Raw genomic sequence first — 25,579 nt, 5'->3', positions numbered from 1 at the left:
CTAACCGTTGTTCCCCGGTCCGCAAGGGCAGGGGGCAGCAATTGGCAATGGTTCCAAGGGTTCTCCCGAGGAACCAGACTAGTGGAGACTAGTGTGGAAAGAGCGGAAAAGAGTGCAGTCATTGCCTCGCTCCAGGACGCCCTCAAGGGCGCTGGATCGATCGTGGTTGCGCACAATACCGGCCTGACCGTCGCTGCGTTCACTGACCTGCGCGTGCAGGTCAAGAAGGCTGGCGGCAAGGTCAAGGTCGCCAAGAACCGCCTTGCCAAGCTTGCTCTTAAGGAAACCGATGTCGCGGACATTTCGGGCCTGTTCACCGGCCCGACCGTCATCGCCTATGCGGAAGACCCCGTTGCTGCGCCGAAAATCGCAGCAGCCTTCGCCGAGAAGAACCAGAAGTTCGTCATTCTCGGTGGTGCAATGGGTCAGACCGCTCTCGACGCCGATGGCGTCAAGGCACTGGCAACCATGCCGTCGCTCGACGAACTGCGCGCAAAGCTCGCAGGCCTCGTCAAGCAGCCGGCACAGAACATCGCTTCCATCCTCGTGCAGCCGGGTGCGGGCATTGCTCGCGTTCTGGCCGCCCACGCGGAAAAGAGCGAAGCGGCGTAAGGCCGTTCCGAACACCCTATACATTCGAACCCAAACCCAAACTGAAAAGAGTATAAAATGGCTGCTGATCTCGCCAAGCTCGTTGATGACCTCTCGGCTCTGACCGTCCTCGAGGCTTCTGAACTGTCCAAGCTGCTGGAAGAAAAGTGGGGCGTTTCCGCCGCTGCTCCGGTTGCTGTTGCTGCTGCCGCTGGCGGCGGTGCCGCTGCCCCGGCCGCTGAAGAAAAGACTGAATTCGACGTGATCCTCGCCTCGTTCGGCGACAACAAGATCAACGTCATCAAGGAAGTCCGTGGCATCACCGGCCTCGGCCTCGGCGAAGCCAAGGCCCTGGTTGAAGGCGCTCCGAAGGCCGTCAAGGAAGGCGTGTCGAAGGCTGAAGCCGAAGACATCCAGAAGAAGCTTGAAGCCGCTGGTGCAAAGGTCGAACTGAAGTAATTTCAGTTCCTGCCTTGAAATTTGCGAAATGGCGCTTTATGTGCCATTTCGCTTTTCCGTTTCTGACGGAACGATTCGCTGGGCCGATTGGATGGGTCCAAGCGCCAATTTGCGGAAATATATGACGATTTTTGATGTCGCGGGCACGTTGGAGCCTTTGATGACCTCGCCGCAGGTTTGCCTGCGAGTGGGGTTTTAGCCGTTCATCACGAGTCTGTGATCTCGCTGCCGGGCCTGGAGCGAGAGACGTCGACATCTGTCAGGCCCGCAGAAATTGAATGGGCATATATCCCGAGCGCCGACGGCTGATTGTCGGGTCTTTGGATATGTGCCTCCGAGACAGGCAATAACGCCGCGTCGCGGATGGCCCCAGGGCCGTTCGGCAGAGGCGCGGCAAAACTGAAAGTAGGAGCTTTCATGGCTACCACGTTCAACGGCCGCCGCAAGGTTCGCAAGTCCTTCGGGTCCATCCGCGAAGTCACGGAGATGCCCAACCTGATCGAAGTCCAGAAGGCTTCGTACGACCAGTTCCTCATGGTCGACGAACCCAAGGGCGGCCGGTCCGATGAGGGTCTGCAGTCCGTGTTCCGGTCGGTTTTCCCGATCACCGACTTTTCCAACACTGCCTCGCTGGAATTCGTGCGCTACGAGTTCGAGCAGCCCAAGTATGACATCGACGAGTGCCGTGCGCGCGACATTACCTTCGCTGCCCCGCTCAAGGTGACCCTGCGGCTGATCGTGTTCGAAGTGGACGAGGAAACCGGCGCCCGCTCGGTCAAGGACATCAAGGAGCAGGACGTCTATATGGGCGACATGCCGTTCATGACGTCGAACGGCACCTTCATTGTCAACGGCACCGAGCGCGTCATCGTCAGCCAGATGCACCGTTCGCCCGGCGTGTTCTTCGACCACGACAAGGGCAAGACCCATTCCTCAGGCAAGCTGCTGTTTGCCGGCCGCATCATTCCCTATCGCGGTTCGTGGCTCGATATCGAGTTCGACGCCAAGGACATCGTCTATGCGCGTATCGACCGTCGCCGCAAGATTCCGGTCACCTCGCTGCTCAAGGCGCTGGGCATGGATGCCGAGGAAATCCTCAGCACCTATTACAACACGCTGAACTACGAAAAGACCGACAAGGGCTGGCGCGTTCCTTACGATGCCGAAAAGTGGAAGGGTGCCAAGCCGACCCATGACCTGATCGACGCCAAGACCGGCGACGTGGTTCATGAGGGCGGCAAGAAGCTTTCCGCCCGCCAGGCCAAGAAGCTGGCCGAAAACGGCCTGACGCACCTGCTGGCGGTCGATGAAGACCTGTTCGGCATGTACCTGGCCGAAGACCTGGTCAATCTCAAGACCGGCGAGATCTATGCCGAAGCCGGCGACGAGATCGACGAAAAGCTGCTGACCAAGCTGGTCGGCCTGGGCTTTGACGAACTGCCGATCCTGGATATCGATCACGTCACCATCGGCGCCTATCTGCGCAACACGCTGGCCGTGGACAAGAACGAGACGCGCGAAGACGCCCTGTTCGACATCTACCGCGTCATGCGTCCGGGTGAGCCGCCGACCGTGGAAACGGCGGAAGCCATGTTCCAGTCGCTGTTCTTCGACAGCGAGCGCTATGACCTGTCGGCCGTTGGCCGCGTCAAGATGAACATGCGCCTCGAGCTCGACGCGCCCGACACCATGCGCACCCTGCGCAAGGAAGACATCGTGGAAGTCGTCCGCACGCTGGTCGACCTGCGCGACGGTCGTGGCGAAATCGACGACATCGACAATCTCGGCAACCGCCGCGTGCGTTCGGTCGGCGAACTCATGGAAAACTCCTACCGCCTTGGTCTGCTCCGCATGGAGCGCGCCATCAAGGAGCGCATGAGTTCGGTCGAAATCGACACGGTGATGCCGCAGGACCTGATCAACGCCAAGCCGGCTGCTGCCGCCGTGCGCGAATTCTTCGGGTCGTCGCAGCTGTCCCAATTCATGGACCAGACCAATCCGCTCTCGGAAATCACCCACAAGCGCCGCCTGTCGGCTCTTGGACCGGGTGGTCTGACCCGCGAGCGCGCCGGCTTCGAAGTCCGCGACGTGCACCCGACCCATTATGGCCGTATCTGCCCGATCGAGACGCCGGAAGGCCCCAATATCGGTCTGATCAACTCGCTGTCGACCTTTGCCCGCGTCAACAAGTACGGTTTCATCGAGACCCCGTACCGCAAGATCGTCGACGGCAAGCTGACCGACGAAGTCGTCTATCTCTCCGCCATGGAAGAGGCCAAGCACTACGTTGCCCAGGCCAACGTGCAGTTCACCAAGGGTGGCGAACTGGCCGATGACCTGGTTGTGGCCCGCCATGCTGGCGACAACGGCCTGACGCCGAAGGAAAACGTCGACCTGATGGACGTTTCCCCCAAGCAGATGGTGTCCGTCGCCGCTTCGCTGATCCCGTTCCTTGAGAACGACGACGCCAACCGCGCGCTGATGGGTTCGAACATGCAGCGCCAGGCGGTGCCGCTGCTGCGTGCCGAGGCTCCGTTCGTGGGCACCGGCATGGAGCCGATCGTGGCCCGTGACTCCGGCGCCGCCATTGCCGCCAAGCGTTCCGGCGTGGTGGACCAGGTGGATGCGACCCGTATCGTTATTCGCGCAACGGAAGAAACCGATGCCTCGAAGTCGGGCGTCGACATCTACAACCTGATGAAGTTCCAGCGTTCGAACCAGTCGACCTGCATCAACCAGCGTCCGCTGGTGGTTGTGGGCGACCACATCAATGCCGGCGACATCATCGCGGATGGTCCGTCGACCGAACTGGGCGACCTGGCCCTGGGCCGCAACGTGCTCGTCGCGTTCATGCCCTGGAATGGCTACAACTTCGAAGACTCCATCCTGCTCAGCGAAAAGATCGCCATGCAGGACGTCTTCACCTCGATCCATATCGAGGAATACGAAGTGATGGCCCGCGACACCAAGCTTGGTCCGGAAGAAATCACCCGCGATATTCCGAACGTTTCGGAAGAAGCCCTCAAGAACCTCGACGAAGCCGGTATCGTTCACATCGGCGCCGAAGTTCAGCCGGGCGATATCCTGGTGGGCAAGATCACCCCCAAGGGTGAATCGCCGATGACGCCGGAAGAAAAGCTCCTCCGCGCCATTTTCGGTGAAAAGGCCTCGGACGTCCGTGACACCTCCCTGCGCGTGCCGCCGGGCGATGCTGGTACTGTCGTTGAAGTGCGCGTGTTCAATCGCCACGGCATCGACAAGGACGAGCGTGCCATGGCCATCGAGCGCGAGGAAATCGAGCGCCTGGCCAAGGACCGTGACGACGAACAGTCGATCCTGGACCGCAACGTCTATGCCCGTCTCAAGGAAATGCTGTTCGGCAAGGCGGCCACGGCTGGCCCGAAGGGCTATGTCACCGGCACCAAGCTAAACGACTCCATCTTCGAAGCGCAGCCGCGTTCGAAGTGGTGGCAGTTCGCGGTCGATGACGACAAGGTCATGACCGAGATGGAAGCGCTTCATGCCCAGTATGAAGAAAGCCGGCGTCTGCTCGAGCAGCGCTTCATCGACAAGGTCGACAAGCTGCAGCGCGGTGACGAACTTCCGCCGGGCGTGATGAAGATGGTCAAGGTCTTCATCGCCACCAAGCGCAAGATCCAGCCAGGCGACAAAATGGCCGGCCGTCACGGCAACAAGGGCGTTGTGTCCCGCATCGTACCTGTCGAAGACATGCCGTATCTCGAAGACGGCACTTCGGTTGACATCGTGCTAAACCCGCTGGGCGTGCCTTCGCGCATGAATGTCGGTCAGATCCTTGAAACCCACCTGGGTTGGGCCTGTGCCGGCATGGGCAAGAAGATCGACGACATGGTCCGCGCCTATCAGGCCAAGGGCGATCTCAAGCCGCTCCGCGCCGAGATCGGTACGCTGTTCGCCAATGACAACAGCGTCAATGACTTGGACGACGACAGCCTGCTGCGCCTCGGCGAGCACCTGTCGAAGGGTGTTCCGATCGCGACGCCGGTGTTCGATGGCGCCAAGGAAGCCGACATCGTCGAGCTTCTGGAGCGGGCAGGGCTGAAGTCCTCGGGTCAGTCGACCGTGTTCGACGGCCGTACGGGCGAGCAGTTCGACCGCCAGGTGACCGTGGGCTACATCTACATGCTCAAGCTCGACCACCTCGTGGACAACAAGATCCACGCGCGCTCGATCGGTCCGTACTCGCTGGTTACCCAGCAGCCGCTGGGCGGCAAGGCCCAGTTCGGCGGTCAGCGCTTCGGCGAGATGGAAGTGTGGGCCCTCGAAGCGTATGGCGCCGCCTATACGCTGCAGGAAATGCTCACCATCAAGTCGGATGACGTGGCGGGCCGTACCAAGGTCTACGAGGCCATCGTGCGTGGCGACGACACCTTCGAAGCGGGCATCCCAGAAAGCTTCAACGTGCTGGTCAAGGAAATCCGGTCGCTCGGTCTCAATGTCGAACTTGAGAACCGCGAACTGGAGGCTCCGGCCAACGAAGCCGAGGGCGAGCTCGCACCTCCTCAGGAAGCGGCGGAATAATCCGGCACTTCCACCCCCATTCACCCACCGGACGGGTCCTGCGGAGCACCGCGACCCGGCCGGACAGAGGAGAAAATAGATGAACCAGCATTCCCACGTCATGGACCCGTTCAACCCGGCCATCCCCGTGCAGACTTTCGATCAGATGAAGATCTCGATCGCGTCGCCGGAAAAAATCCTGTCCTGGTCGTACGGCGAGATCAAGAAGCCCGAGACCATCAACTACCGGACGTTCAAGCCCGAACGTGACGGCCTGTTCTGCGCCCGCATTTTCGGGCCGGTGAAGGACTATGAGTGCCTGTGCGGCAAGTACAAGCGCATGAAGTTCAAGGGCGTCATCTGCGAGAAGTGCGGCGTTGAAGTCACGCTCAGCCGCGTGCGCCGCGAGCGCATGGGCCATATCGAGCTGGCCGCTCCGGTCGCCCACATCTGGTTCCTGAAGTCGCTGCCGAGCCGCATCGCGCTGCTGCTCGACATGACGCTGAAGGATATCGAACGCATTCTCTATTTCGAGAACTATGTCGTCATCGATGCCGGCCTGACCCCGTTCACCACGGGCGAACTGCTGACTGAAGAGCAGTATATCGACGCCCAGGACGAGTACGGCGCCGACAGCTTCACCGCCAAGATTGGCGCCGAAGCCATCCGCGACATGCTGATTGCGCTCGATCTGGAAAAGATCGCCGCCGACCTGCGCGTCGAGATCGCCGAAGCCACCACCGAGCTCAAGCCCAAGAAGCTGGCCAAGCGCCTCAAGATCGTCGAGCAGTTCATCATCTCCGGCAACAAGCCGGAATGGATGATCATGACCGTCGTGCCGGTCATCCCGCCCGAGCTGCGCCCGCTGGTGCCGTTGGATGGTGGCCGCTTCGCGACCTCCGATCTCAACGATCTCTACCGTCGCGTGATCAACCGCAACAACCGCCTCAAGCGCCTGATCGAGCTGCGTGCGCCGGATATCATCATCCGCAACGAAAAGCGCATGCTGCAGGAAGCCGTTGACGCGCTGTTCGACAACGGCCGCCGTGGCCGCACCATCACCGGTGCAAACAAGCGTCCGCTGAAGTCGCTGAGCGACATGCTCAAGGGCAAGCAGGGCCGGTTCCGCCAGAACCTGCTCGGCAAGCGCGTGGACTATTCCGGCCGTTCGGTCATCACCGTTGGCCCGAGCCTCAAGCTGCACCAGTGCGGTCTGCCCAAGAAGATGGCGCTCGAGCTGTTCAAGCCGTTCATCTACTCGCGCCTCGAAGCCAAGGGCTTCAGCTCGACGGTGAAGCAGGCCAAGAAGCTGGTGGAAAAGGAAAAGCCGGAAGTCTGGGACATCCTGGACGAGGTGATCCGCGAGCACCCGGTTCTGCTGAACCGCGCACCGACCCTGCACCGCCTCGGCATCCAGGCTTTCGAGCCCGTGCTGATCGAAGGCAAGGCCATCCGCCTGCACCCGCTGGTCTGTACCGCTTTCAACGCCGACTTCGACGGCGACCAGATGGCCGTTCACGTGCCGCTGTCGCTCGAAGCCCAGCTGGAAGCACGCGTGCTGATGATGTCGACCAACAACATCCTGCACCCGGCCAATGGTCAGCCGATCATCGTGCCGAGCCAGGACATCGTGCTTGGTCTCTATTATCTGTCGCTGATGAACGAGAACGAGCCGGGCGAAGGCATGGCCTTCGGGTCTTATGCCGAGCTCGAGCATGCTCTCGACAACAACGTCGTGACCCTGCACACCAAGATCAAGGCGCGCGTCCCGGCCTGGGATGCGGAGGGCAACCTCACCACCGAGATCGTGGAGACGACCCCGGGCCGCATGCTTATCGGCCAGATCCTGCCGAAGAACCCGGCCGTGCCGTTCGCGACCGCGAACCAGCTCATGACCAAGAAGATGATCTCCAAGATGATCGACACCGTCTATCGCGGTTGCGGTCAGAAGGAGACGGTCATTTTCTGTGACCGCGTCATGCAGCTCGGCTTCAAGAACGCCTGCGATGCCGGCATTTCCTTCGGCAAGGACGACATGGTTATCCCGGCGTCCAAGTACACGATCGTGGAAGACACAAGGAAGCTGGTCGAGGAATTCGAGCAGCAGTACAATGACGGCCTGATCACCCAGGGCGAAAAGTACAACAAGGTCGTCGACGCCTGGGCCAAGTGCGGTGACGCCGTTGCCGAGAAGATGATGGACGCCATCCGTACCGTCCAGATCGACAAGGAAACCGGTCGTCAGAAGCCGATCAACTCGGTCTATATGATGTCTCACTCGGGTGCCCGTGGTTCACCGGCCCAGATGAAGCAGCTTGCCGGTATGCGCGGCCTGATGGCCAAGCCGGACGGCTCGATCATCGAGACGCCGATCACCGCGAACTTCAAGGAAGGCCTGAACGTGCTGGAGTACTTCAACTCCACCCACGGTGCCCGTAAGGGTCTGGCCGATACCGCACTCAAGACCGCGAACTCCGGTTACCTGACCCGTCGTCTCGTCGACGTGGCGCAGGACGCCATCATCGTGGCCGAGGATTGCGGAACCGATCGTGGTCTGACCATGGAGCCGATCGTCGACGCCGGCCAGATCGTGGCCTCCATCGGCCAGCGCGTTCTGGGCCGTACGACGGCTGACGATGTGTTCCACCCGCTGACCGGTGACCTCATTGCCGCCAAGGGCGTTCTGCTCGAGGAAAAGCATGTCGACGTCATCGAGGAAGCCCGGATCCAGTCGATCCGTATCCGCTCGCCGCTGACCTGCGACATGCGCCAGGGCTGCTGCGCGGCCTGCTATGGCCGTGACCTGGCTCGCGGTACGCCCGTCAACATGGGTGAAGCAGTCGGCGTCATTGCCGCACAGTCGATCGGTGAACCCGGCACCCAGCTCACCATGCGTACGTTCCACATTGGTGGTACCGCGCAGGTGGTGGACAGCTCGTTCCTCGAATCCGGCGCCGAAGGCAAGATCGAGATCCGCAACCCGAACGTGGTCAAGGTCGAGGACGGCAAGCTTGTCGTCATGGCCCGTAACGTTTCGCTGGCGGTTCTGGATGCCGATGGCAAGGAACGCAGCGTGCACAAGGTGACCTATGGTTCCAAGCTGCTGGTGAAGGAGGGCGATACCGTCCGCCGTGGCCAGCGCCTGGCCGAATGGGACCCGTACACCCGTCCGATCCTCGCCGAAGTCGAGGGCGAGGTGGTGTTCGAAGACCTGGTCGATGGTGCATCTGTCGCAGAAAACACCGACGAGGCCACCGGCTTCACCAAGCGCGTGGTCATCGACTGGCGCGGCAACCAGCGTGGCGAGGGCCTCAAGCCCGCGCTTGCCATCGGCCGTGGCGGTGCCATTGCCAAGGTGGATCGTGGTGGTGACGCCCGTTACCTTCTCTCGGTCGACGCGATCATCGCGGTCGAGCCGGGCGAGAAGGTTTCGCCGGGTGACGTGCTGGCGCGTATCCCGCTGGAAAGCGCCAAGACCAAGGACATCACCGGCGGTCTGCCGCGTGTTGCCGAGCTCTTCGAAGCGCGTCGTCCGAAGGATCACGCCATCATCGCCGAGATCGATGGCACCATCCGCTTCGGCCGCGACTACAAGAACAAGCGTCGCGTGATCATCGAGCCGACTGAAGACGGTGCCGATCCGGTGGAATACCTGATCCCGAAGGGCAAGCCGTTCCATCTGCAGGAAGGCGACGCCATCGAGAAGGGTGAGTACATCCTCGACGGCAATCCGGCTCCGCACGACATCCTTGCGATCAAGGGCGTCGAGGAACTGGCGCGCTACCTGGTGAACGAAATCCAGGAAGTGTACCGTCTGCAGGGCGTGCTGATTAACGACAAGCACATCGAGGTGATCGTTCGCCAGATGCTGCAGAAGGTCGAAATCGTGGAACCCGGTGACTCCGGCCTGCTTAAGGACGAGCAGCTCGACAAGCTGGACTTCGACGAGCTCAACGACCAGCTTGCGGCCGAAGGCAAGAAGCCGGCGACTGCCAATCCGGTCCTGCTCGGTATCACCAAGGCTTCGCTGCAGACCCGGTCGTTCATCTCGGCGGCGTCGTTCCAGGAAACCACGCGCGTGCTGACCGAAGCTGCCGTTTCCGGCAAGGCCGACCTTCTCGAAGGCCTCAAGGAAAACGTCATCGTCGGCCGCCTCATTCCGGCCGGTACCGGTGCGGGCCAGTCCAAGGCCAAGCAGATTGCGTCCAAGCGCGACGACCTTATCCTGGACGAGCGTCGCCGGCAGGCCGAGACGGTGAAGATCGCCGCGCCGGCCGCCGAGTAAGCGTCGGACATCGCGAATTTGGGGAAGGGGCCTTCGGGCCCCTTTTCTTTTGCGTACGGTCAGCGGGGAGCTTGACGGATTATGCCAAGAATGGAATGTTTGTTTCGTGGTGAGTTAGAAATAGAATGAATAGGCTATTTCGAAAACCTTTTCACGAGGGAGGAAATCGATGAACATTATGACCAAGGGCCTTGCGGCTTTCGCTCTGGCCGCTGCCGTGATGCCGGCTACTGTTCTGCCGGCCGCTGCCGATGGTGAGCGCTTCGTACTAGTATCGCACGCACCTGATTCCGACAGTTGGTGGAACACGATTAAGAACGCTATCACCCTGGCCGGCGACCAGATGGGCGTTACGGTGGAATATCGCAATCCGCCAACAGGCGACCTCGCCGACATGGCCCGGATCATTGAGCAGGCAACGGCGTCCAACCCCGATGGCATCATCGCTACCATTGCCGATTTCGATGTGCTGTCCGGCCCGCTTTCTGACGCCGTTGCGCGTGGCATTCCGGTAATCACGATCAATTCCGGTACTGAGGAGCAGTCCAAGGAAATCGGCGCTCTGCTCCACGTTGGGCAGCCGGAATACGACGCAGGCTTTGGTGCTGGCGAACGCGCCAAGGCCGCTGGGGTGACCAGCTTCCTTTGCGTCAACCACTACATCACTAACCCGGCCTCTGTTGAACGCTGCCAGGGGTTTGCCGATGCCATCGGCACCGACCTGGGGAGCCAGATGATCGATTCCGGGCAGGATCCTGCCGAAATCATGTCCAAGGTGCAGGCCTATCTGCAGGCCAATCCCGACACGAATGGCATTCTGGCACTGGGTCCGACGTCGGCCGAGCCGACCATCGTCGCCCTAGATGCTACCGGAAAGTCCGGCGCCATCTTCTTCGGCACGTTCGACCTGTCCGAACAGATCGCCAACGCAATCAAGGCCGACGTAATTGCCTTCGCGATTGACCAGCAGCCTTATCTGCAGGGCTACCTGCCGGTGGTGTTCCTGACCAACCTTGCGCGCTTTGGCGTCATCCCCGGCAACTCGGTCAATTCCGGTCCCGGCTTTGTCACCAAGGACAATATCGCTCTGGTCGAGCAGTACGCCGGTACCTATCGCTAATCATCAGTCCGGGGCCGCGCGACGCGCGCGGCTCCTTCAATGCGCCATCGATCCCATGTGTCGATGGCAGTGGGGATAAGTCGAAATGACCGATCAGCCCTCTGCAGTGCCGTCCGACGAGCGCATGCAGCAGCAGTCGCACCTGCGCCGCGCCTTCGTCCGCCCCGAACTGGGCGCCATGGCAGGCACTGTCGTCGTTTTTATCTACTTTGCCGTAGTCGCGGGCGGCTCGGGCATGTTCGCCCCCGATGGCATCCTGAACTGGGGCGTTGTCTCCGCGCAGTTCGCCATTATCGCGGTTGGGGCGTGCCTACTAATGATCGCGGGTGAATTCGATCTGTCGGTCGGCTCCATGATCGGCTTTTCGGGCATTGTCATTGCGCTGTTGAGCGTACATCTTGGCCTGCCGATGTGGCTGTCGATCATCGCGGCATTCGGCGTGGCGATGCTGGTCGGATGGGCCAACGGCTACCTGGTTATCAAAACTGGGCTGCCGTCATTCATCGTGACCTTGGCCTCGCTTTATATCCTGCGTGGGCTAACGATCTACTTTTCCATCGCGACCACCCGACAGACCATTATCGGTGGCGTCAAGGATGCGGCGGAAGGGGACTGGCTGGCGCCGATCTTCGGCGGCAAGATACTGGGCTTTGTTTTCACCTGGCTGGCCGATATCGGTGTAGTCGCCAAGTTTACAGCCGGCAATCGGGCCGGACAGCCCGTGGTCGATGGTATTCCCATGCTCATGGTCTGGGCGCTGGTGCTGGTCATCTTTGCCCACGTGCTGCTGACCCGTACCCGGTTCGGCAACTGGATCTATGCCGCTGGCGGCGACGCAAAGGCCGCCCGCTATGTGGGCGTTCCGGTCGATCGAGTGAAAATCGCCATGTTCGTCTTTTCGGCCTTTTGCGCCACCGTCTTCGCCACGTGCCAGGTCATGGAGTTCGGCTCCGCCGCCGCCGATCGAGGCCTGCTCAAGGAGTTCGAGGCCATCATTGCGGTGGTGATCGGCGGTGCGCTGCTCACCGGGGGGTATGGTTCGGTCATCGGGGCGGCGCTCGGCGCGCTGATCTTCGGTGTCGTGCAGCAAGGCCTGTTCTTCGCCGGTGTGGAAAGTTCGCTTTTCCGGGTGTTCCTGGGCGTGATCCTGCTGCTCGCCGTTATCCTCAACACCTATATCCGCCGCCTGATCACCGGGGAGCGCTGACTATGGCCGATCAACCCCTCATTGAACTGGTCGAGATCAAGAAGCAGTTTGGGCCTGTCATTGCCCTCAATGGCGTTTCGGTCTCCATCATGCCCGGCGAATGCCATTGCCTGCTCGGCGACAACGGTGCCGGCAAGTCTACTTTCATCAAGACCATGGCCGGGGTCCACAAGCCAACCTCGGGCGAAATCCGCATGAATGGCAAGGCGGTGAATTTCGACACGCCGCGAGACGCCATGGAGGCTGGCGTAGCGACCGTCTACCAGGATCTCGCGATGATTCCGCTAATGTCGGTGACCCGCAATTTCTGGATGGGGCGCGAGCCGCGCCGCAGGTTCGGCCCCTTCCAGTTCCTTGATATGGACAAGGCCAATCAGGTCACCATGGAGGAAATGCGCCGCATGGGCATCAATCTGCGCGAGCCCGAGCAGGCCGTGGGGACGCTTTCGGGCGGCGAGCGACAAACCGTGGCGATCGCGCGCGCCGTTTATTTCGGCGCCAAGATTCTGATCCTTGACGAGCCGACCTCGGCTTTGGGTGTGCGGCAGACCGCCAATGTTCTGGCAACCATAGACCGAGTCCGCAAGACCGGCATTGGCATTGTGTTCATCACTCACAATGTGCGCCATGCTCTCGCGGTGGGCGACCGCTTCACGGTGCTCAATCGCGGCAAAACTTTGGGCACCGCGTGCAAGGGCGAACTCAGCCCGGAAGAACTGCAGGACATGATGGCGGGCGGGGCCGAATTGGCGGAACTGAGCTCATCGCTTGGTGGAACCGTCTAGGAGCAGGCCATGTCGGATACAATTGGCGTCGGACTTATCGGCACGGGATATATGGGCAAGTGCCATGCGCTGGCCTGGACTTCGGTGAAGGCGGTATTTGGTGATGGCCCGCGGCCGCGTCTTCGACACCTGGCCGAAGCAAGTACCGACTTGGCGGAACGGCGGGCAGGGGAGTTCGGATTCGAGCGCGCCTCCGGTGATTGGCGGCAGTTGATCGACGATCCGCAGGTCGATGTCGTCTCGATCACAACCCCAAATGCCTTCCATGCCGAGATGGCCGTCGCGGCGCTCGAAGCGGGAAAACACGTTTGGTGCGAAAAGCCTATGGCCGTGCACCTTGCCGATGCGGAGCGCATGGAGGCGGCCGCCCGACGAAGCGGGCGCGTGGCCATCCTCGGTTACAACTATATTCAGAGCCCGATGGTCCGGCAGATCGAGGAACTAATCGGGCAGGGTGCCATTGGCACGGTCAATCACGTCCGCATCGAGATGGACGAAGACTTCATGGCGGATCCGGAGGCGCAATTCTACTGGAAGAGCGAAGCCAGCTCGGGTTATGGGGCCCTGGATGACTTCGCGGTCCATCCGCTCAGCCTCATTCGTGTCCTGATCGGAGAGCTGACGCGCGTTTTTGCGCAGCAGGCCAAGCCTTATGACAGCCGCCCGACCCAGGGTGGCGGGAGACGCGCGGTCGAGACCTTTGACATCGCCAATGTGCTCTTTGAAGTAGGGGACGTCAGCGGCATCCTGGCGGTCAATCGCTCGGCATGGGGGCGCAAGGGTCGTATTGCCCTGCAGATATTCGGCTCGGCCGGGAGTATCCTCTACGACCAGGAGCGGATGAACGAGCTGCAAATCTACAGGGCCTCGGGGGCGGCAGCAGGGCAGGGATTTACCACTGTTCTGGCCGGCCCGTTGCACAAGCCATACGATCGGTTCATTCCGGCTCCCGGGCACGGGCTCGGGTTCAACGATCTCAAGATCATTGAATGCCACGAACTTCTGCGTGCGATCAGGGGCGAGCCGGCCAGGGTCATTGATTTTTCGGCTGGTCTGGGCATTGAACGGATCGTCCATGCCATGGCTCGAAGCCATCGGGACGAGCGTTGGGTGCGGCCGTAAACAAGCATCGCGAATCCTCGATCGAGTCCCTGCCGAACGGTTTTGCGGCAGTCCGTCCAGTCGCCCGATTCAGATCAGGGCGCGTGCAGGTGCCGCAAACGCATGGCTCTCCCTCGGTTTTTTCACGAAAGAATCCTTGACGAGGCGAGTCATCGGCTCTAAACAGCGCCTACCTTAGCGGTCGGTCGTGATTGTCACGCCGGGTCCCTGCCAACTTGTGCGGGAATCCAGGGCAATCAAACACACTGTCGGGTAGTTAGACGAAGCAAATCCTTGTGCGCATGACTGCTGCCGAAAGGCGGGTGGTCCGCTGCAACTGAGGCGCCGCCGAATCCCTTCCGGATCCGGGCGAGCGCCGCTTTGGTTTGCTTGTGCTGACCGTAAACTTTTGGACCAATGGAAAGAGCGCAATGCCCACCATTAATCAGCTGATCCGCAAACCACGCGCCAGCAAGCCAAAGCGGAACAAGGTTCCGGCCATGGAAGCCAACCCGCAGAAGCGCGGCGTATGCTCCCGTGTGTACACGACGACCCCGAAGAAGCCGAACTCGGCTCTGCGCAAGGTGGCCAAGGTTCGCCTGACCAACCAGCGCGAAGTGATTTCGTACATCCCGGGCGAAGGTCACAACCTTCAGGAGCACTCCGTCGTGCTCATCCGCGGCGGCCGCGTTCGCGACCTGCCGGGTGTCCGCTATCACGTGCTCCGCGGCGTTCTCGATACGCAGAGCGTCAAGGACCGCAAGCAACGCCGTTCGAAGTACGGCGCGAAGCGTCCGAAGTAAGGAGAATTTGAGTCATGTCCCGTCGCCATCGCGCCGAAAAACGAGACGTTATTCCCGATCCCAAGTTCGGTGATCTCGTCGTCTCCAAGTTCATGAACTCCCTGATGAAGGACGGCAAGAAGTCTGCTGCCGAATCCATCGTCTATGGTGCTTTCGACATTGTCGAAGCCAAGACCAAGCAGGACCCGATCGCGGTCTTCCACGGCGCCCTGGACAATATCCGTCCTGCCGTTGAAGTGCGTTCGCGCCGCGTTGGCGGTGCCACCTACCAGGTTCCGGTTGAAGTCCGTGCCGACCGTCAGCAGGCCCTGGCCATCCGCTGGCTCATCGACAGCGCCCGCAAGCGTGGTGAGAACACCATGCGCGAGCGTCTTTCCGGCGAGCTCATGGATGCCATGAATGGCCGTGGCCAGGCCGTCAAGAAGCGCGAAGATACGCACCGTATGGCTGATGCCAACCGTGCCTTCTCGCACTACCGCTGGTAGTAGGAGGTCCCTATGGCACGCGAATATCCGATTAATCTGTACCGTAACTTCGGCATCATGGCGCACATCGATGCTGGCAAGACGACCACGACAGAGCGTATCCTCTACTACACCGGCAAGTCCCATAAGATCGGCGAAGTCCACGACGGCGCCGCCACCATGGACTGGATGGAGCAGGAGCAGGAACGCGGCATCACCATCACCTCGGCTGCGACCACCACCTTCTGGAAGTCGCGCGAAGGCGTGATGCACCGCTTCAACATCATCGACACCCCCGGCCACGTGGACTTCACCATTGAAGTCGAGCGTTCGCTGCGCGTGCTCGACGGTGCCGTCGCTCTACTCGACGCCAATGCCGGTGTTGAGCCCCAGACCGAAACCGTCTGGCGCCAGGCCGACAAGTACCACGTGCCGCGCCTGATCTTCGTCAACAAGATGGACAAGATCGGTGCCGACTTCTACCGCTGCGTCGAGATGATCGGCACGCGTCTGGGTGCCAAGGGCGTCCCGGTCCAGCTGCCGATCGGCGCGGAAAACGAGTTCAAGGGCGTTGTCGACCTGATCGAGATGAACGCTCTGGTCTGGCGCAACGAAGAACTCGGCGCCCAGTGGGACGTCGTGGAAATCCCGGCTGACCTCAAGGAAAAGGCCGAGAAGTTCCGTGAGCAGATGATCGAAGCCGCCGTCGAAATGGACGACGCTGCGATGGAAGCTTACCTCGAAGGCGAAATGCCGAACAACGACACCATCCGTCGTCTGCTCCGCAAGGGCGTCTGCGATACCAAGTTCTTCCTGGTGTTTGCCGGCTCCGCCTTCAAGAACAAGGGCGTTCAGCCCCTGCTCGACGGCGTTATCGACTTCCTGCCGGCTCCGACCGACGTGCCCGCCATCCAGGGTATCGACGCCAAGACCGAAGAGCCGATCGAACGTCATGCCGACGACAGCGAGCCGCTCTCGATGCTGGCTTTCAAGATCGCCAACGACCCGCACATGGGCTCGCTGACCTTCTGCCGCATCTATTCGGGTCACCTCGAAGCCGGCGTCAGCCTGGAAAACACCGTGAAGGGCAAGCGCGAACGCGTTGGCCGCATGTTCCAGATGCACGCCAATAGCCGCGAGCAGATCACGGAAGCCTTTGCTGGTGACATCGTGGCCATCGTGGGCCTCAAGGATACCACCACCGGTGATACCCTGGCCCCGACCAACTCGCAGGTTATCCTCGAGCGCATGGTTTTCCCGGATCCGGTTATCGACATTTCCGTCGAGCCGAAGTCCAAGGCCGACCAGGAAAAGATGGGCCTTGCCCTCAACCGCCTGGCCGCCGAAGATCCGTCCTTCCGCGTCAAGACCGACGAGGAATCCGGCCAGACCATCATCTCGGGCATGGGCGAATTGCACCTCGACATTCTCGTCGACCGCATGAAGCGCGAGTTCAAGGTGGAAGCCAATATCGGTCAGCCGCAGGTGGCCTATCGCGAGACGATCACCCGCAAGACCGAAAAGGACTACACCCACAAGAAGCAGTCGGGTGGTTCGGGCCAGTTTGCCCGCATCAAGATCACTGTGGAGCCGGGTGAAGTCGGCAAGGGTCTGGAATTCGTCAACGCCATCGTTGGCGGTGCGGTGCCCAAGGAATACATCCCTGGCGTCAGCAAGGGTATCGAATCGGTCATGGGCGCAGGCCCGCTGATCGGTTTCCCGGTCGTGGACGTGAAGGTCACCCTGACTGACGGCGCCTACCATGACGTCGACTCCTCGGTGCTGGCATTCGAAATCGCAGGCCGCGCGGGTTTCCGTGAAGCCCTGCGTGAAGCCGGCCCGAAGATCCTCGAACCGATCATGAAGGTTGAAGTTACGACGCCGGATGAGTACATGGGCGACGTCATCGGCGATCTGAATTCGCGTCGTGGCCAGATCCAGGGCACTGAAGGCCGTGGTGTGGTCCAGGTCGTGAATGCCTATGTGCCGCTCGCGAATATGTTCGGCTACGTGAACTCGCTCCGCTCCATGAGCCAGGGTCGAGCTCAGTACTCGATGGTGTTCGATCACTACGAGCAGGTTCCGCAGGCAGTCGCCGACGAAGTCCAGGCCAAATACGCCTAACAACAGCGCAAGCTACAAACTCAACTGAAAGTCGGCGATTGCGCTGACGAATTTGGAGAAAAGTGATGGCGAAGGAAAAATTTGCCCGTAACAAGCCGCACTGCAACATCGGCACCATCGGTCACGTTGACCATGGCAAGACCTCGCTGACAGCGGCAATCACCAAGGTTCTGGCTGAGACCGGCGGCGCCACCTTCAAGGCGTATGACCAGATCGACGCCGCTCCGGAAGAGAAGGCCCGCGGTATCACCATCAACACCGCTCACGTCGAGTATGAGACTGAAAACCGTCACTATGCTCACGTCGACTGCCCCGGCCACGCCGACTATGTGAAGAACATGATCACCGGCGCTGCCCAGATGGACGGCGCGATCCTGGTTGTGTCGGCTGCCGACGGCCCGATGCCGCAGACCCGCGAGCACATCCTGCTCGCCCGTCAGGTTGGTGTGCCGGCCCTCGTTGTGTTCCTGAACAAGTGCGACATGGTCGACGATCCGGAACTGCTCGAGCTCGTTGAGCTGGAAGTGCGCGAACTGCTGTCCTCGTACGAGTTCCCCGGCGACGATATCCCGATCATCAAGGGCTCGGCCCTGGTTGCTCTGGAAAACGGCGATCCGAAGCTCGGCCACGACGCCGTTCTCGAACTGATGCGCAATGTCGACGAGTACATCCCGCAGCCGGAACGTCCGGTTGACCAGCCCTTCCTGATGCCGATCGAAGACGTGTTCTCGATCTCGGGTCGTGGTACCGTGGTGACCGGTCGCGTTGAGCGCGGTATCGTCAAGGTTGGTGAAGAAGTCGAGATCGTCGGCATCAAGGCCACCCAGAAGACCACCGTTACCGGTGTCGAAATGTTCCGCAAGCTGCTCGACTCGGGTGAAGCTGGCGACAACATCGGTGCCCTGATCCGTGGTATCGACCGCACCCAGGTGGAACGCGGCCAGGTGCTCTGCAAGCCCGGTTCCGTGACCCCGCACACCGACTTCGTTGCTGAGGCCTATATCCTCACCAAGGAAGAAGGCGGCCGTCACACTCCGTTCTTCGGCAACTACCGTCCGCAGTTCTACTTCCGCACCACCGACGTGACCGGCATCGTGACGCTGCCGGAAGGCACCGAGATGGTCATGCCGGGCGACAACATCAACATGAACGTTCAGCTCATCGTTCCGATCGCAATGGAAGAGAAGCTCCGCTTCGCTATCCGTGAAGGTGGCCGCACCGTCGGCGCCGGCGTCGTCGCGAAGATCCTGAAGTAATCGTCCCAAAGACTTTCGCGGCGCGCGTGTCAGCGCGCCGCGATCCATTTTGTCAGGATTTGAGAAGATGAACGGTCAGAATATTCGCATCCGCCTCAAGGCGTTTGACCATCGCGTGCTCGACACCTCGACCCGCGAGATCGTCAACACTGCCAAGCGTACGGGTGCGCAGGTACGGGGCCCGATCCCGCTGCCGACCCGCATCGACAAGTTCACCGTCAACCGTTCGCCGCACATCGACAAGAAGGCGCGCGAGCAGTTTGAGATCCGGACCCACAAGCGTCTCCTGGACATTGTGGACCCGACTCCCCAGACGGTCGATGCACTGATGAAGCTCGATCTCGCCGCCGGCGTCGACGTCGAAATCAAGCTCTAAGAAACGAGTTTCCGCGCCTGCCGCCAAAAGGGTCCTCTGAAGCCATGACCCGGCAGAGCGCCAAATGAGAAGGTAAAAACCGATGCGTTCTGGATTGATCGCACAGAAGCTGGGGATGACCCGCATCTTCGTCGAGGACGGCTCGCACGTCCCCGTGACGGTGCTGGGACTGCAGAACTGCCAGGTGGTGGGCCAGCGTACGCTTGAGAAGGACGGCTATGTGGCCCTCCAGCTCGGTGCCGGCCAGGCCAAGGCCAAGAACATTTCCAAGGCTGAGCGCGGCCAGTACGCCGTCGCCAAGGTCGAACCCAAGCGTCACGTGGCTGAGTTCCGCGTCGATGCCGACAACCTGATCGAAGTTGGTGCCACGCTTAAGGCCGACCACTTCTCCGAGGGCCAGCTGGTCGATGTGACCGGTACCTCGATTGGTAAGGGTTTTGCCGGTGGTATGAAGCGTTGGAACTTTGGCGGTCTGCGTGCTTCGCACGGTGTGTCCGTTTCCCACCGCTCCATCGGTTCGACCGGTGGCCGCCAGGATCCGGGCAAGACCTTCAAGAACAAGAAGATGCCGGGCCATATGGGCGATCGTCGCATCACCACGCAGAACGTCAAGGTCGTCCGGACCGACGTGGAGCGTGGCCTGATCATGATCCAGGGTTCGGTCCCGGGCGCCAAGGGCGCTTGGATCATGATCAAAGACGCCGTCAAGAAGCCGGCTCCCGCGAACGTGACCCTGCCGGGTTCGTTCGAGGCCGCAGCTGCGGGAGAAGCGAAGTAAATGGAACTCAAGGTAACCACTCTCGAGGGTAAGGCTGCCGGTACTGTCGACCTCAAGGACGACGTGTTCGGCCTGGAAGTCCGCCCCGACATCCTTCACCGCATGGTTCGCTACCAGCAGCTCAAGGCCATGGCCGGCACGCATGACGTGAAGAACCGGTCGGAAGGCGCGCGCACGGGCAAGAAGTTCGTGAAGCAGAAGGGTTCGGGCGGCGCTCGTCACGGCGACCGGAAGGCTCCCCAGTTCCGTGGTGGTGGCCGTGCATTCGGTCCGACCCCGCGCAGCCATGCCATCGACCTGCCCAAGAAGGTCCGCGCCCTGGCGCTGAAGCATGCCCTGTCGTCCAAGGCCAAGGCTGGCTCGCTGATCGTCATCGACAGCGTTGTCCAGAAGGAAGCCAAGACTGCAGCCCTGCGTACGACCTTCGGTAAGCTGGAATGGGCGAACGCCCTGATCATCGATGGTGCCAATGTCGACCAGAACTTTGCTCTGGCCGCGCGCAACATCCCGAATATCGACGTGCTGCCGGTGCAGGGGATCAACGTTGTGTCGATCCTGAAGCGTGACAAGCTCGTCCTCACCAAGGCAGCGCTTGAGGCGCTCGAAGCGAGGTTCGCATGAACAAGCTTGCCGCATACGACATCATCCGTAACCCCGTTGTGACGGAAAAGTCGACCATGGCTTCTGAAGCCAACCAGGTCGTCTTCGACGTCGCCATCGACGCCAACAAGACCGAGATCAAGGCCGCCGTCGAGCAGCTGTTTTCGGTCAAGGTCAAGGCAGTGAACACCCTGGTCCGCAAGGGCAAGGTGAAGCGCTTCCGCGGCCGCCTGGGTAACCGCAACGACGTCAAGAAGGCCGTTGTGACCCTGGTTGATGGTCAGTCGATTGATATTTCGACCGGCCTCTAAGGGACGAGAGACAGACAAATGGCTCTAAAGACTTACAATCCCACCTCCGAAGGCCGTCGTACCCTGGTCACGACCGATCGTTCGGAACTGTGGAAGGGCGCTCCGGTCAAGGCTTTGACCGAAGGCCTCAGCAAATCCGGTGGCCGCAACAATCGTGGCCGCATCACCGCCTTCCATCGCGGTGGTGGTCACAAGCGCAGCTATCGCATGATCGATTTCAAGCGCGTGAAGTTCGATGTCGTCGGGACCGTTGAACGTCTCGAATACGATCCGAACCGCACGGCCTGGATCGCCTTGGTGAAGTACGAAGACGGCGAACTCGCCTATATCGTGGCTCCCCAGCGTCTGGCTGCCGGCGACAAGGTCATCTCGTCGCTGAACGGTGCCGACGTGAAGCCGGGCAATGCCATGCCGCTGGAACGCATGCCGGTCGGTACGATCGTGCACAATATCGAGCTGAAGCCCCGCAAGGGTGGTCAGGTCGCCCGTTCCGCCGGTGCCTATGCCCAGTATGTGGGCCGCGACCAGGGTTGGGCCATTCTGCGCCTCAACTCGGGTGAGCAGCGCCGTGTCCATGGTTCCTGCCTGGCTACCGTCGGTGCCGTCAGCAACCAGGACCACGCCAACACCTCGCTCGGCAAGGCCGGTCGCAACCGCTGGCTCGGCAAGAAGCCGGTCAACCGCGGCGTGACCATGAACCCGGTCGACCACCCGCATGGTGGTGGTGAAGGCCGTACCTCTGGTGGCCGTCATCCGGTTTCTCCGTGGGGCAAGCCGACCAAGGGCAAGCGTACGCGTTCCAATAAGGCGACGGACCAGTTCATCGTTCGCAGCCGTCACGTGAAGAAGGGCAGGTAAGACATGACCCGTTCAATCTGGAAGGGGCCGTTCGTCGACGGCTATCTGCTCAAGAAGGCCGAGAAGGCCCAGTCCTCTGGCCGCAACGACGTGGTCAAGATCTGGTCCCGTCGCTCGACCATCCTGCCGCAGTTCGTTGGCGTCACGTTCGGCGTTCACAACGGCCAGAAGCATATCCCGGTCTCCGTGACCGAGGAAATGATCGGTCACAAGTTCGGTGAGTTCGCTCCGACCCGTACCTATTACGGGCACGCGGCCGACAAGAAGGCCAAGAGGAAGTAAGAGATGAGCAAGCCAAAGACTGAGCGCGCTCTCAAGGATAACGAGGCAAAGGCTGTTCTGCGCATGCTGCGCATCAGCCCTCAGAAGCTGAACCTCGTCGCGCAGTTGATCCGTGGCAAGAAGGTCGAGCGGGCTCTCGCCGATCTCGAATTCAGCCACAAGCGCATCTCCGGCCAGGTGAAGAAGGTGCTGGAAAGCGCCATCGCCAATGCCGAAAACAACCATGGCCTGGACACCGACGCCCTCGTCGTTGCCGAAGCCTATGTGGGCAATTCGCTTGTCATGAAGCGCTTCACCGCTCGCGGCCGTGGCCGTTCGTCGCGGATCGAGAAGCCCTTCTCGCACCTGACGATTGTTGTCCGGCAAGTTGAGGAGGCCGCATAATGGGCCAGAAAATCAATCCGATCGGCTTCCGCCTCGGCATCAACCGTACCTGGGACAGCCGCTGGTTCGCCAACAAGGGCGAATATGGCACGCTGCTGCAGGAAGACCTGAAGATCCGTACGGCTCTGATGGAAGACCTGAAGGCCGCCGCTGTTTCCAAGATCGTCATCGAGCGCCCGCACCGCAAGTGCCGCGTGTCGATCCACACTGCCCGCCCGGGCATCGTGATCGGCAAGAAGGGTGCAGACATCGACAAGATCCGCGCCAAGGTGAAGAAGTTCACCGACAGCGAAGTGCACATCAATATCGTTGAAGTGCGCAAGCCGGAAACCGACGCGACGCTGGTTGCCCAGGGCATTGCCCAGCAGCTGGAACGCCGTGTGGCCTTCCGCCGTGCCATGAAGCGTGCCGTTCAGACCGCAATCCGCATGGGCGCCGGTGGTATCCGCGTCAATGTTGGTGGGCGTCTGGGTGGTGCCGACATCGCTCGTACCGAATGGTACCGCGAAGGCCGCGTGCCGCTGCACACCCTGCGTGCCGACATCGACTACGGTACCGCCGAAGCCGAAACCACTTACGGCATCATCGGTATCAAGGTCTGGATCTTCAAGGGCGAAGTCCTTGAGCACGATCCTTCGGCTCACGAACGTCGCGCCACCGAAGGTGGTGAAGGTGGCCAGCGTAGCGAGCGCGAACCGCGCCGTGAGCGTGGCGATCGCGACCGCGAACGCGCATAAGAAGGTTAGTTCATTATGCTGCAACCAAAGCGCACTAAGTTCCGCAAGGCCCACAAGGGCCGCATCCATGGCCTGGCCAAGGGTGGTACCGACCTGGCATTCGGCCAGTACGCTCTGAAGGCCACTGAGCCGGAACGCGTCACTGCCCGCCAGATCGAAGCCGCTCGTCGCGCAATCACGCGTGAGATGAAGCGTCAGGGCCGTGTCTGGATCCGGATTTTCCCGGACGTGCCGGTCTCCAAGAAGCCTACCGAAGTCCGTATGGGTAAGGGTAAGGGTTCTGTTGAGTACTGGGCCGCGCGCGTTAAGCCAGGCCGCATCGTTTTTGAGATTGACGGTGTACCCGAAGACGTTGCAAAGGAGGCGCTTCGCCTCGGTGCAATGAAACTGCCGATCACCACGCGTATCGTTACGCGTATTGCCGACTAAGGAACACGAGCATGAAAGCCAGTGATGTGCGGGCCAAGACCGCAGACGAACTGAAAGATCAGCTCGTCGACCTGAAGAAAGAACAGTTCAACCTGCGTTTCCAGCGTGCTACCCAGCAGCTGGAAAAGCCGGCCCGGGTCAAGGAAGTCCGCCGCGACATCGCGCGGATTAAGACGATCCTGACCCAAAAGAACGCAGCTAAGTAAGGAATAAAACCCATGCCAAAGCGCGTTTTGCAGGGGACTGTCGTCTCCGACGCCAATGACAAGACCATCGTGGTTCGTGTCGAGCGCCGTTTCACCCATCCGCTTCTCAAGAAGACCGTGCGTCGTTCCAAGAAGTACCACGCCCACGACGAGAACAACGTGGCCAAGATCGGTCAGATCGTGTGGATCGAGGAAACCGCGCCGATCAGTAAGAACAAGCGTTGGACGCTTGTTCCGTCTGCGTAAGAGAAACAATTCAGGTCGGCGCGCCGGGTGACGGTGCTGCCGGTAAATTAGAAGGCATCCAGTTATGATCCAGATGCAGTCCAATCTCGACGTCGCGGACAATTCCGGCGCCCGTCGTGTCATGTGCATCAAGGTGCTGGGCGGTTCGCATCGCAAGTACGCCTCGGTCGGCGACATTATTGTCGTTTCGGTCAAGGACGCTATTCCGCGCGGCCGCGTTAAAAAGGGCCAGGTGATGAAGGCCGTGGTGGTTCGCACCGCAACCGACATCCGCCGTCCCGATGGCACCGTCATCCGTTTCGACAAGAACGCCGCAGTTCTTCTGAACAATCAGAAGGAACCGATCGGCACCCGTATCTTCGGACCGGTTCCGCGCGAGCTGCGCGCCAAGAACCAGATGAAGATCATCTCGCTCGCTCCAGAGGTGCTGTAATGGCCGCCAAGATCAAGAAGGGCGACAAGGTGGTCGTCCTGGCCGGCAAGGACAAGGGCAAGACCGGTCAGGTCCTGTCTGTCATTCCGTCCGAAACTCGCGCGATTGTCCAGGGGATCAACCTGGTCCGTCGTCACCAGAAGCAGACTGCCTCGCAGGATGCCGGCATCTTCACCAAGGAAGCGCCGATCCATCTGAGCAACCTGGCTGTCGCTGATGCCAATGGCAAGCCGACCCGCGTCGGTTTCCAGATCAAGGACGGCGCCAAGTCTCGCGTCGCCAAGACTACCGGAGATGCGATCGATGGCTGAGACCGCTTACGTACCGCGCCTGCGCACCCACTATGACGAGTCCGTCAAGGCTGAACTGAGCAAGCAGTTCAACTACAAGAACGTCATGGAACTACCGCGGCTCGACAAGATCGTGCTGAACATGGGTGTTGGCGAAGCCGTCAATGACTCCAAGAAGGTCAAGTCCGCTGCCGACCAGCTGGAACTGATCGCTGGTCAGAAGCCGGTCATCACCCACGCCCGCAAGTCGATCGCCGGCTTCAAGGTCCGTGAAAACATGCCGCTCGGCGTGAAGGTTACCCTTCGCAAGGTGCGCATGTATGAATTCCTGGACCGCCTGGTGAACATCGCCCTGCCGCGCGTCCGCGACTTCCGCGGCCTCAACCCGAACGCCTTTGACGGCCGTGGCAACTATGCCTTCGGTATCAAGGAACACATCGTTTTCCCCGAGATCAACTACGATCAGATCGATCAGGTCTGGGGCATGGACATCGTGATCGCCACGACCGCCAAGAACGATGATGAGGCCCGCGCGCTTCTCAAGGCTTTCAACTTCCCGTTCCGCCAGTAAGCGGCATAGGGAAGGGATAAAGGATCAGGACATGGCAAAGACCAGCTCCATCGAAAAGAACAAGAAGCGCGCCGCTCTGGCCAAGCAGTATGCCGACAAGCGCGCTGCGCTGAAGGCTACCGTCAAGAACCAGGACACTCCCATCGAGGAGCGTTTCAAGGCCAGCCTGAAGCTGGCTGAACTGCCGCGCAATTCGGCCAAGGTGCGCATTCGCAACCGTTGCGAAGTGTCGGGCCGCCCGCGTGGTTACTATCGCAAGCTCAAGATGAGCCGTATCGCCCTGCGTCAGCTGGGCAACCTGGGCATGATCCCGGGTCTGGTGAAGTCGAGCTGGTAAGGAGAAA

Annotated in this window: 27 protein-coding genes; all 27 read left to right on the top strand. The window is 60.7% G+C overall.

Features of this window, described 5'->3' with window-relative positions:
* Nucleotides 1-93: 93 nt before the first annotated feature.
* The 27 genes from rplJ (at nucleotide 94) to rpsN (ending at nucleotide 25,572) form a co-directional block, all read left to right on the top strand.
* A complete protein-coding gene (rplJ, locus tag KIT02_RS04630) occupies nucleotides 94-612 on the top strand; it encodes a 50S ribosomal protein L10 (RefSeq protein ID WP_297582846.1) in 519 nt (172 codons plus the stop codon).
* 57 nt (nucleotides 613-669) lie between these two features.
* Complete coding sequence (gene rplL / locus KIT02_RS04625; RefSeq protein ID WP_297582844.1) at nucleotides 670-1,050, top strand: 50S ribosomal protein L7/L12; 381 nt, start codon at nucleotides 670-672, stop codon at nucleotides 1,048-1,050.
* A 417-nt stretch (nucleotides 1,051-1,467) separates the two neighbouring features.
* Nucleotides 1,468-5,610 (top strand): DNA-directed RNA polymerase subunit beta, encoded by a 4,143-nt coding sequence (gene rpoB, locus KIT02_RS04620; protein WP_297582842.1) that lies wholly within the window; start codon nucleotides 1,468-1,470, stop codon nucleotides 5,608-5,610.
* Nucleotides 5,611-5,689: 79 nt separating this feature from the next.
* Nucleotides 5,690-9,874 (top strand): DNA-directed RNA polymerase subunit beta', encoded by a 4,185-nt coding sequence (gene rpoC / locus KIT02_RS04615; protein ID WP_297582839.1) that lies wholly within the window; start codon nucleotides 5,690-5,692, stop codon nucleotides 9,872-9,874.
* Between the two features lie 178 nt (nucleotides 9,875-10,052).
* Entirely contained in the window at nucleotides 10,053-10,994 is a 942-nt protein-coding gene (locus tag KIT02_RS04610; RefSeq protein WP_297585110.1) for a sugar ABC transporter substrate-binding protein, read from the top strand.
* An 85-nt stretch (nucleotides 10,995-11,079) separates the two neighbouring features.
* Nucleotides 11,080-12,201 (top strand): ABC transporter permease, encoded by a 1,122-nt coding sequence (locus KIT02_RS04605; protein ID WP_297582837.1) that lies wholly within the window; start codon nucleotides 11,080-11,082, stop codon nucleotides 12,199-12,201.
* A gap of 2 nt (nucleotides 12,202-12,203) precedes the next feature.
* Nucleotides 12,204-12,986, top strand: a complete 783-nt coding sequence (locus KIT02_RS04600; RefSeq protein WP_297582834.1) for an ATP-binding cassette domain-containing protein — start codon at nucleotides 12,204-12,206, stop codon at nucleotides 12,984-12,986.
* Between the two features lie 9 nt (nucleotides 12,987-12,995).
* A complete protein-coding gene (locus tag KIT02_RS04595; protein ID WP_297582832.1) occupies nucleotides 12,996-14,108 on the top strand; it encodes a Gfo/Idh/MocA family oxidoreductase in 1,113 nt (370 codons plus the stop codon).
* Between the two features lie 410 nt (nucleotides 14,109-14,518).
* Complete coding sequence (rpsL, locus tag KIT02_RS04590) at nucleotides 14,519-14,890, top strand: 30S ribosomal protein S12 (RefSeq protein WP_035080811.1); 372 nt, start codon at nucleotides 14,519-14,521, stop codon at nucleotides 14,888-14,890.
* A 14-nt stretch (nucleotides 14,891-14,904) separates the two neighbouring features.
* The gene (gene rpsG, locus KIT02_RS04585) at nucleotides 14,905-15,375 is read left to right on the top strand and encodes a 30S ribosomal protein S7 (RefSeq protein ID WP_297582827.1); all 471 of its coding nucleotides are present in this window, start codon (nucleotides 14,905-14,907) and stop codon (nucleotides 15,373-15,375) included.
* A 12-nt stretch (nucleotides 15,376-15,387) separates the two neighbouring features.
* Nucleotides 15,388-17,478 (top strand): elongation factor G, encoded by a 2,091-nt coding sequence (gene fusA / locus KIT02_RS04580; RefSeq protein WP_297582824.1) that lies wholly within the window; start codon nucleotides 15,388-15,390, stop codon nucleotides 17,476-17,478.
* 65 nt (nucleotides 17,479-17,543) lie between these two features.
* Nucleotides 17,544-18,734, top strand: coding sequence for an elongation factor Tu (gene tuf, locus KIT02_RS04575; RefSeq protein ID WP_297582822.1), 1,191 nt, complete (start codon nucleotides 17,544-17,546; stop codon nucleotides 18,732-18,734).
* A gap of 67 nt (nucleotides 18,735-18,801) precedes the next feature.
* Nucleotides 18,802-19,110, top strand: coding sequence for a 30S ribosomal protein S10 (gene rpsJ / locus KIT02_RS04570; protein ID WP_035080820.1), 309 nt, complete (start codon nucleotides 18,802-18,804; stop codon nucleotides 19,108-19,110).
* 82 nt (nucleotides 19,111-19,192) lie between these two features.
* A complete protein-coding gene (gene rplC / locus KIT02_RS04565) occupies nucleotides 19,193-19,888 on the top strand; it encodes a 50S ribosomal protein L3 (protein WP_297582819.1) in 696 nt (231 codons plus the stop codon).
* Nucleotides 19,889-20,509 (top strand): 50S ribosomal protein L4, encoded by a 621-nt coding sequence (gene rplD / locus KIT02_RS04560; RefSeq protein ID WP_297582817.1) that lies wholly within the window; start codon nucleotides 19,889-19,891, stop codon nucleotides 20,507-20,509. It begins immediately after the preceding gene.
* Entirely contained in the window at nucleotides 20,506-20,799 is a 294-nt protein-coding gene (locus KIT02_RS04555) for a 50S ribosomal protein L23 (protein ID WP_297582815.1), read from the top strand. Before rplD ends, KIT02_RS04555 begins: the two co-directional genes overlap by 4 nt.
* 18 nt (nucleotides 20,800-20,817) lie before the next feature.
* Complete coding sequence (gene rplB / locus KIT02_RS04550) at nucleotides 20,818-21,657, top strand: 50S ribosomal protein L2 (protein WP_297582813.1); 840 nt, start codon at nucleotides 20,818-20,820, stop codon at nucleotides 21,655-21,657.
* A gap of 3 nt (nucleotides 21,658-21,660) precedes the next feature.
* Nucleotides 21,661-21,939 (top strand): 30S ribosomal protein S19, encoded by a 279-nt coding sequence (gene rpsS / locus KIT02_RS04545; RefSeq protein ID WP_297582811.1) that lies wholly within the window; start codon nucleotides 21,661-21,663, stop codon nucleotides 21,937-21,939.
* A gap of 3 nt (nucleotides 21,940-21,942) precedes the next feature.
* Entirely contained in the window at nucleotides 21,943-22,323 is a 381-nt protein-coding gene (gene rplV, locus KIT02_RS04540) for a 50S ribosomal protein L22 (RefSeq protein WP_067453330.1), read from the top strand.
* Nucleotides 22,323-23,060 (top strand): 30S ribosomal protein S3, encoded by a 738-nt coding sequence (gene rpsC / locus KIT02_RS04535; protein WP_297582807.1) that lies wholly within the window; start codon nucleotides 22,323-22,325, stop codon nucleotides 23,058-23,060. The genes rplV and rpsC overlap by 1 nt, the downstream gene beginning before the upstream one ends.
* Nucleotides 23,061-23,075: 15 nt before the next feature.
* Nucleotides 23,076-23,489: a 50S ribosomal protein L16 gene (gene rplP, locus KIT02_RS04530; protein WP_254672687.1), complete on the top strand. Its 414-nt coding sequence runs from the start codon at nucleotides 23,076-23,078 to the stop codon at nucleotides 23,487-23,489.
* 11 nt (nucleotides 23,490-23,500) lie between these two features.
* Nucleotides 23,501-23,695 carry a 50S ribosomal protein L29 gene (gene rpmC / locus KIT02_RS04525; RefSeq protein WP_046104452.1) on the top strand — a complete coding sequence of 65 codons (195 nt, stop codon included), beginning with the start codon at nucleotides 23,501-23,503 and terminating at the stop codon, nucleotides 23,693-23,695.
* A gap of 12 nt (nucleotides 23,696-23,707) precedes the next feature.
* Entirely contained in the window at nucleotides 23,708-23,941 is a 234-nt protein-coding gene (gene rpsQ, locus KIT02_RS04520) for a 30S ribosomal protein S17 (protein ID WP_297582796.1), read from the top strand.
* A gap of 64 nt (nucleotides 23,942-24,005) precedes the next feature.
* Nucleotides 24,006-24,374, top strand: a complete 369-nt coding sequence (gene rplN, locus KIT02_RS04515) for a 50S ribosomal protein L14 (RefSeq protein WP_104894182.1) — start codon at nucleotides 24,006-24,008, stop codon at nucleotides 24,372-24,374.
* Entirely contained in the window at nucleotides 24,374-24,685 is a 312-nt protein-coding gene (rplX, locus tag KIT02_RS04510) for a 50S ribosomal protein L24 (protein WP_297582792.1), read from the top strand. Before rplN ends, rplX begins: the two co-directional genes overlap by 1 nt.
* The gene (gene rplE / locus KIT02_RS04505; RefSeq protein ID WP_297582790.1) at nucleotides 24,678-25,235 is read left to right on the top strand and encodes a 50S ribosomal protein L5; all 558 of its coding nucleotides are present in this window, start codon (nucleotides 24,678-24,680) and stop codon (nucleotides 25,233-25,235) included. Before rplX ends, rplE begins: the two co-directional genes overlap by 8 nt.
* A gap of 31 nt (nucleotides 25,236-25,266) precedes the next feature.
* Entirely contained in the window at nucleotides 25,267-25,572 is a 306-nt protein-coding gene (gene rpsN / locus KIT02_RS04500; protein WP_297582788.1) for a 30S ribosomal protein S14, read from the top strand.
* Nucleotides 25,573-25,579 lie beyond the last annotated feature (7 nt).

The organism is Devosia sp. (assembly GCF_025809055.1).
Lineage (GTDB): Bacteria > Pseudomonadota > Alphaproteobacteria > Rhizobiales > Devosiaceae > Devosia.
Note: the sequence above shows the minus strand (reverse complement) of the source record. Positions and strands in the feature narration are given on the sequence as shown.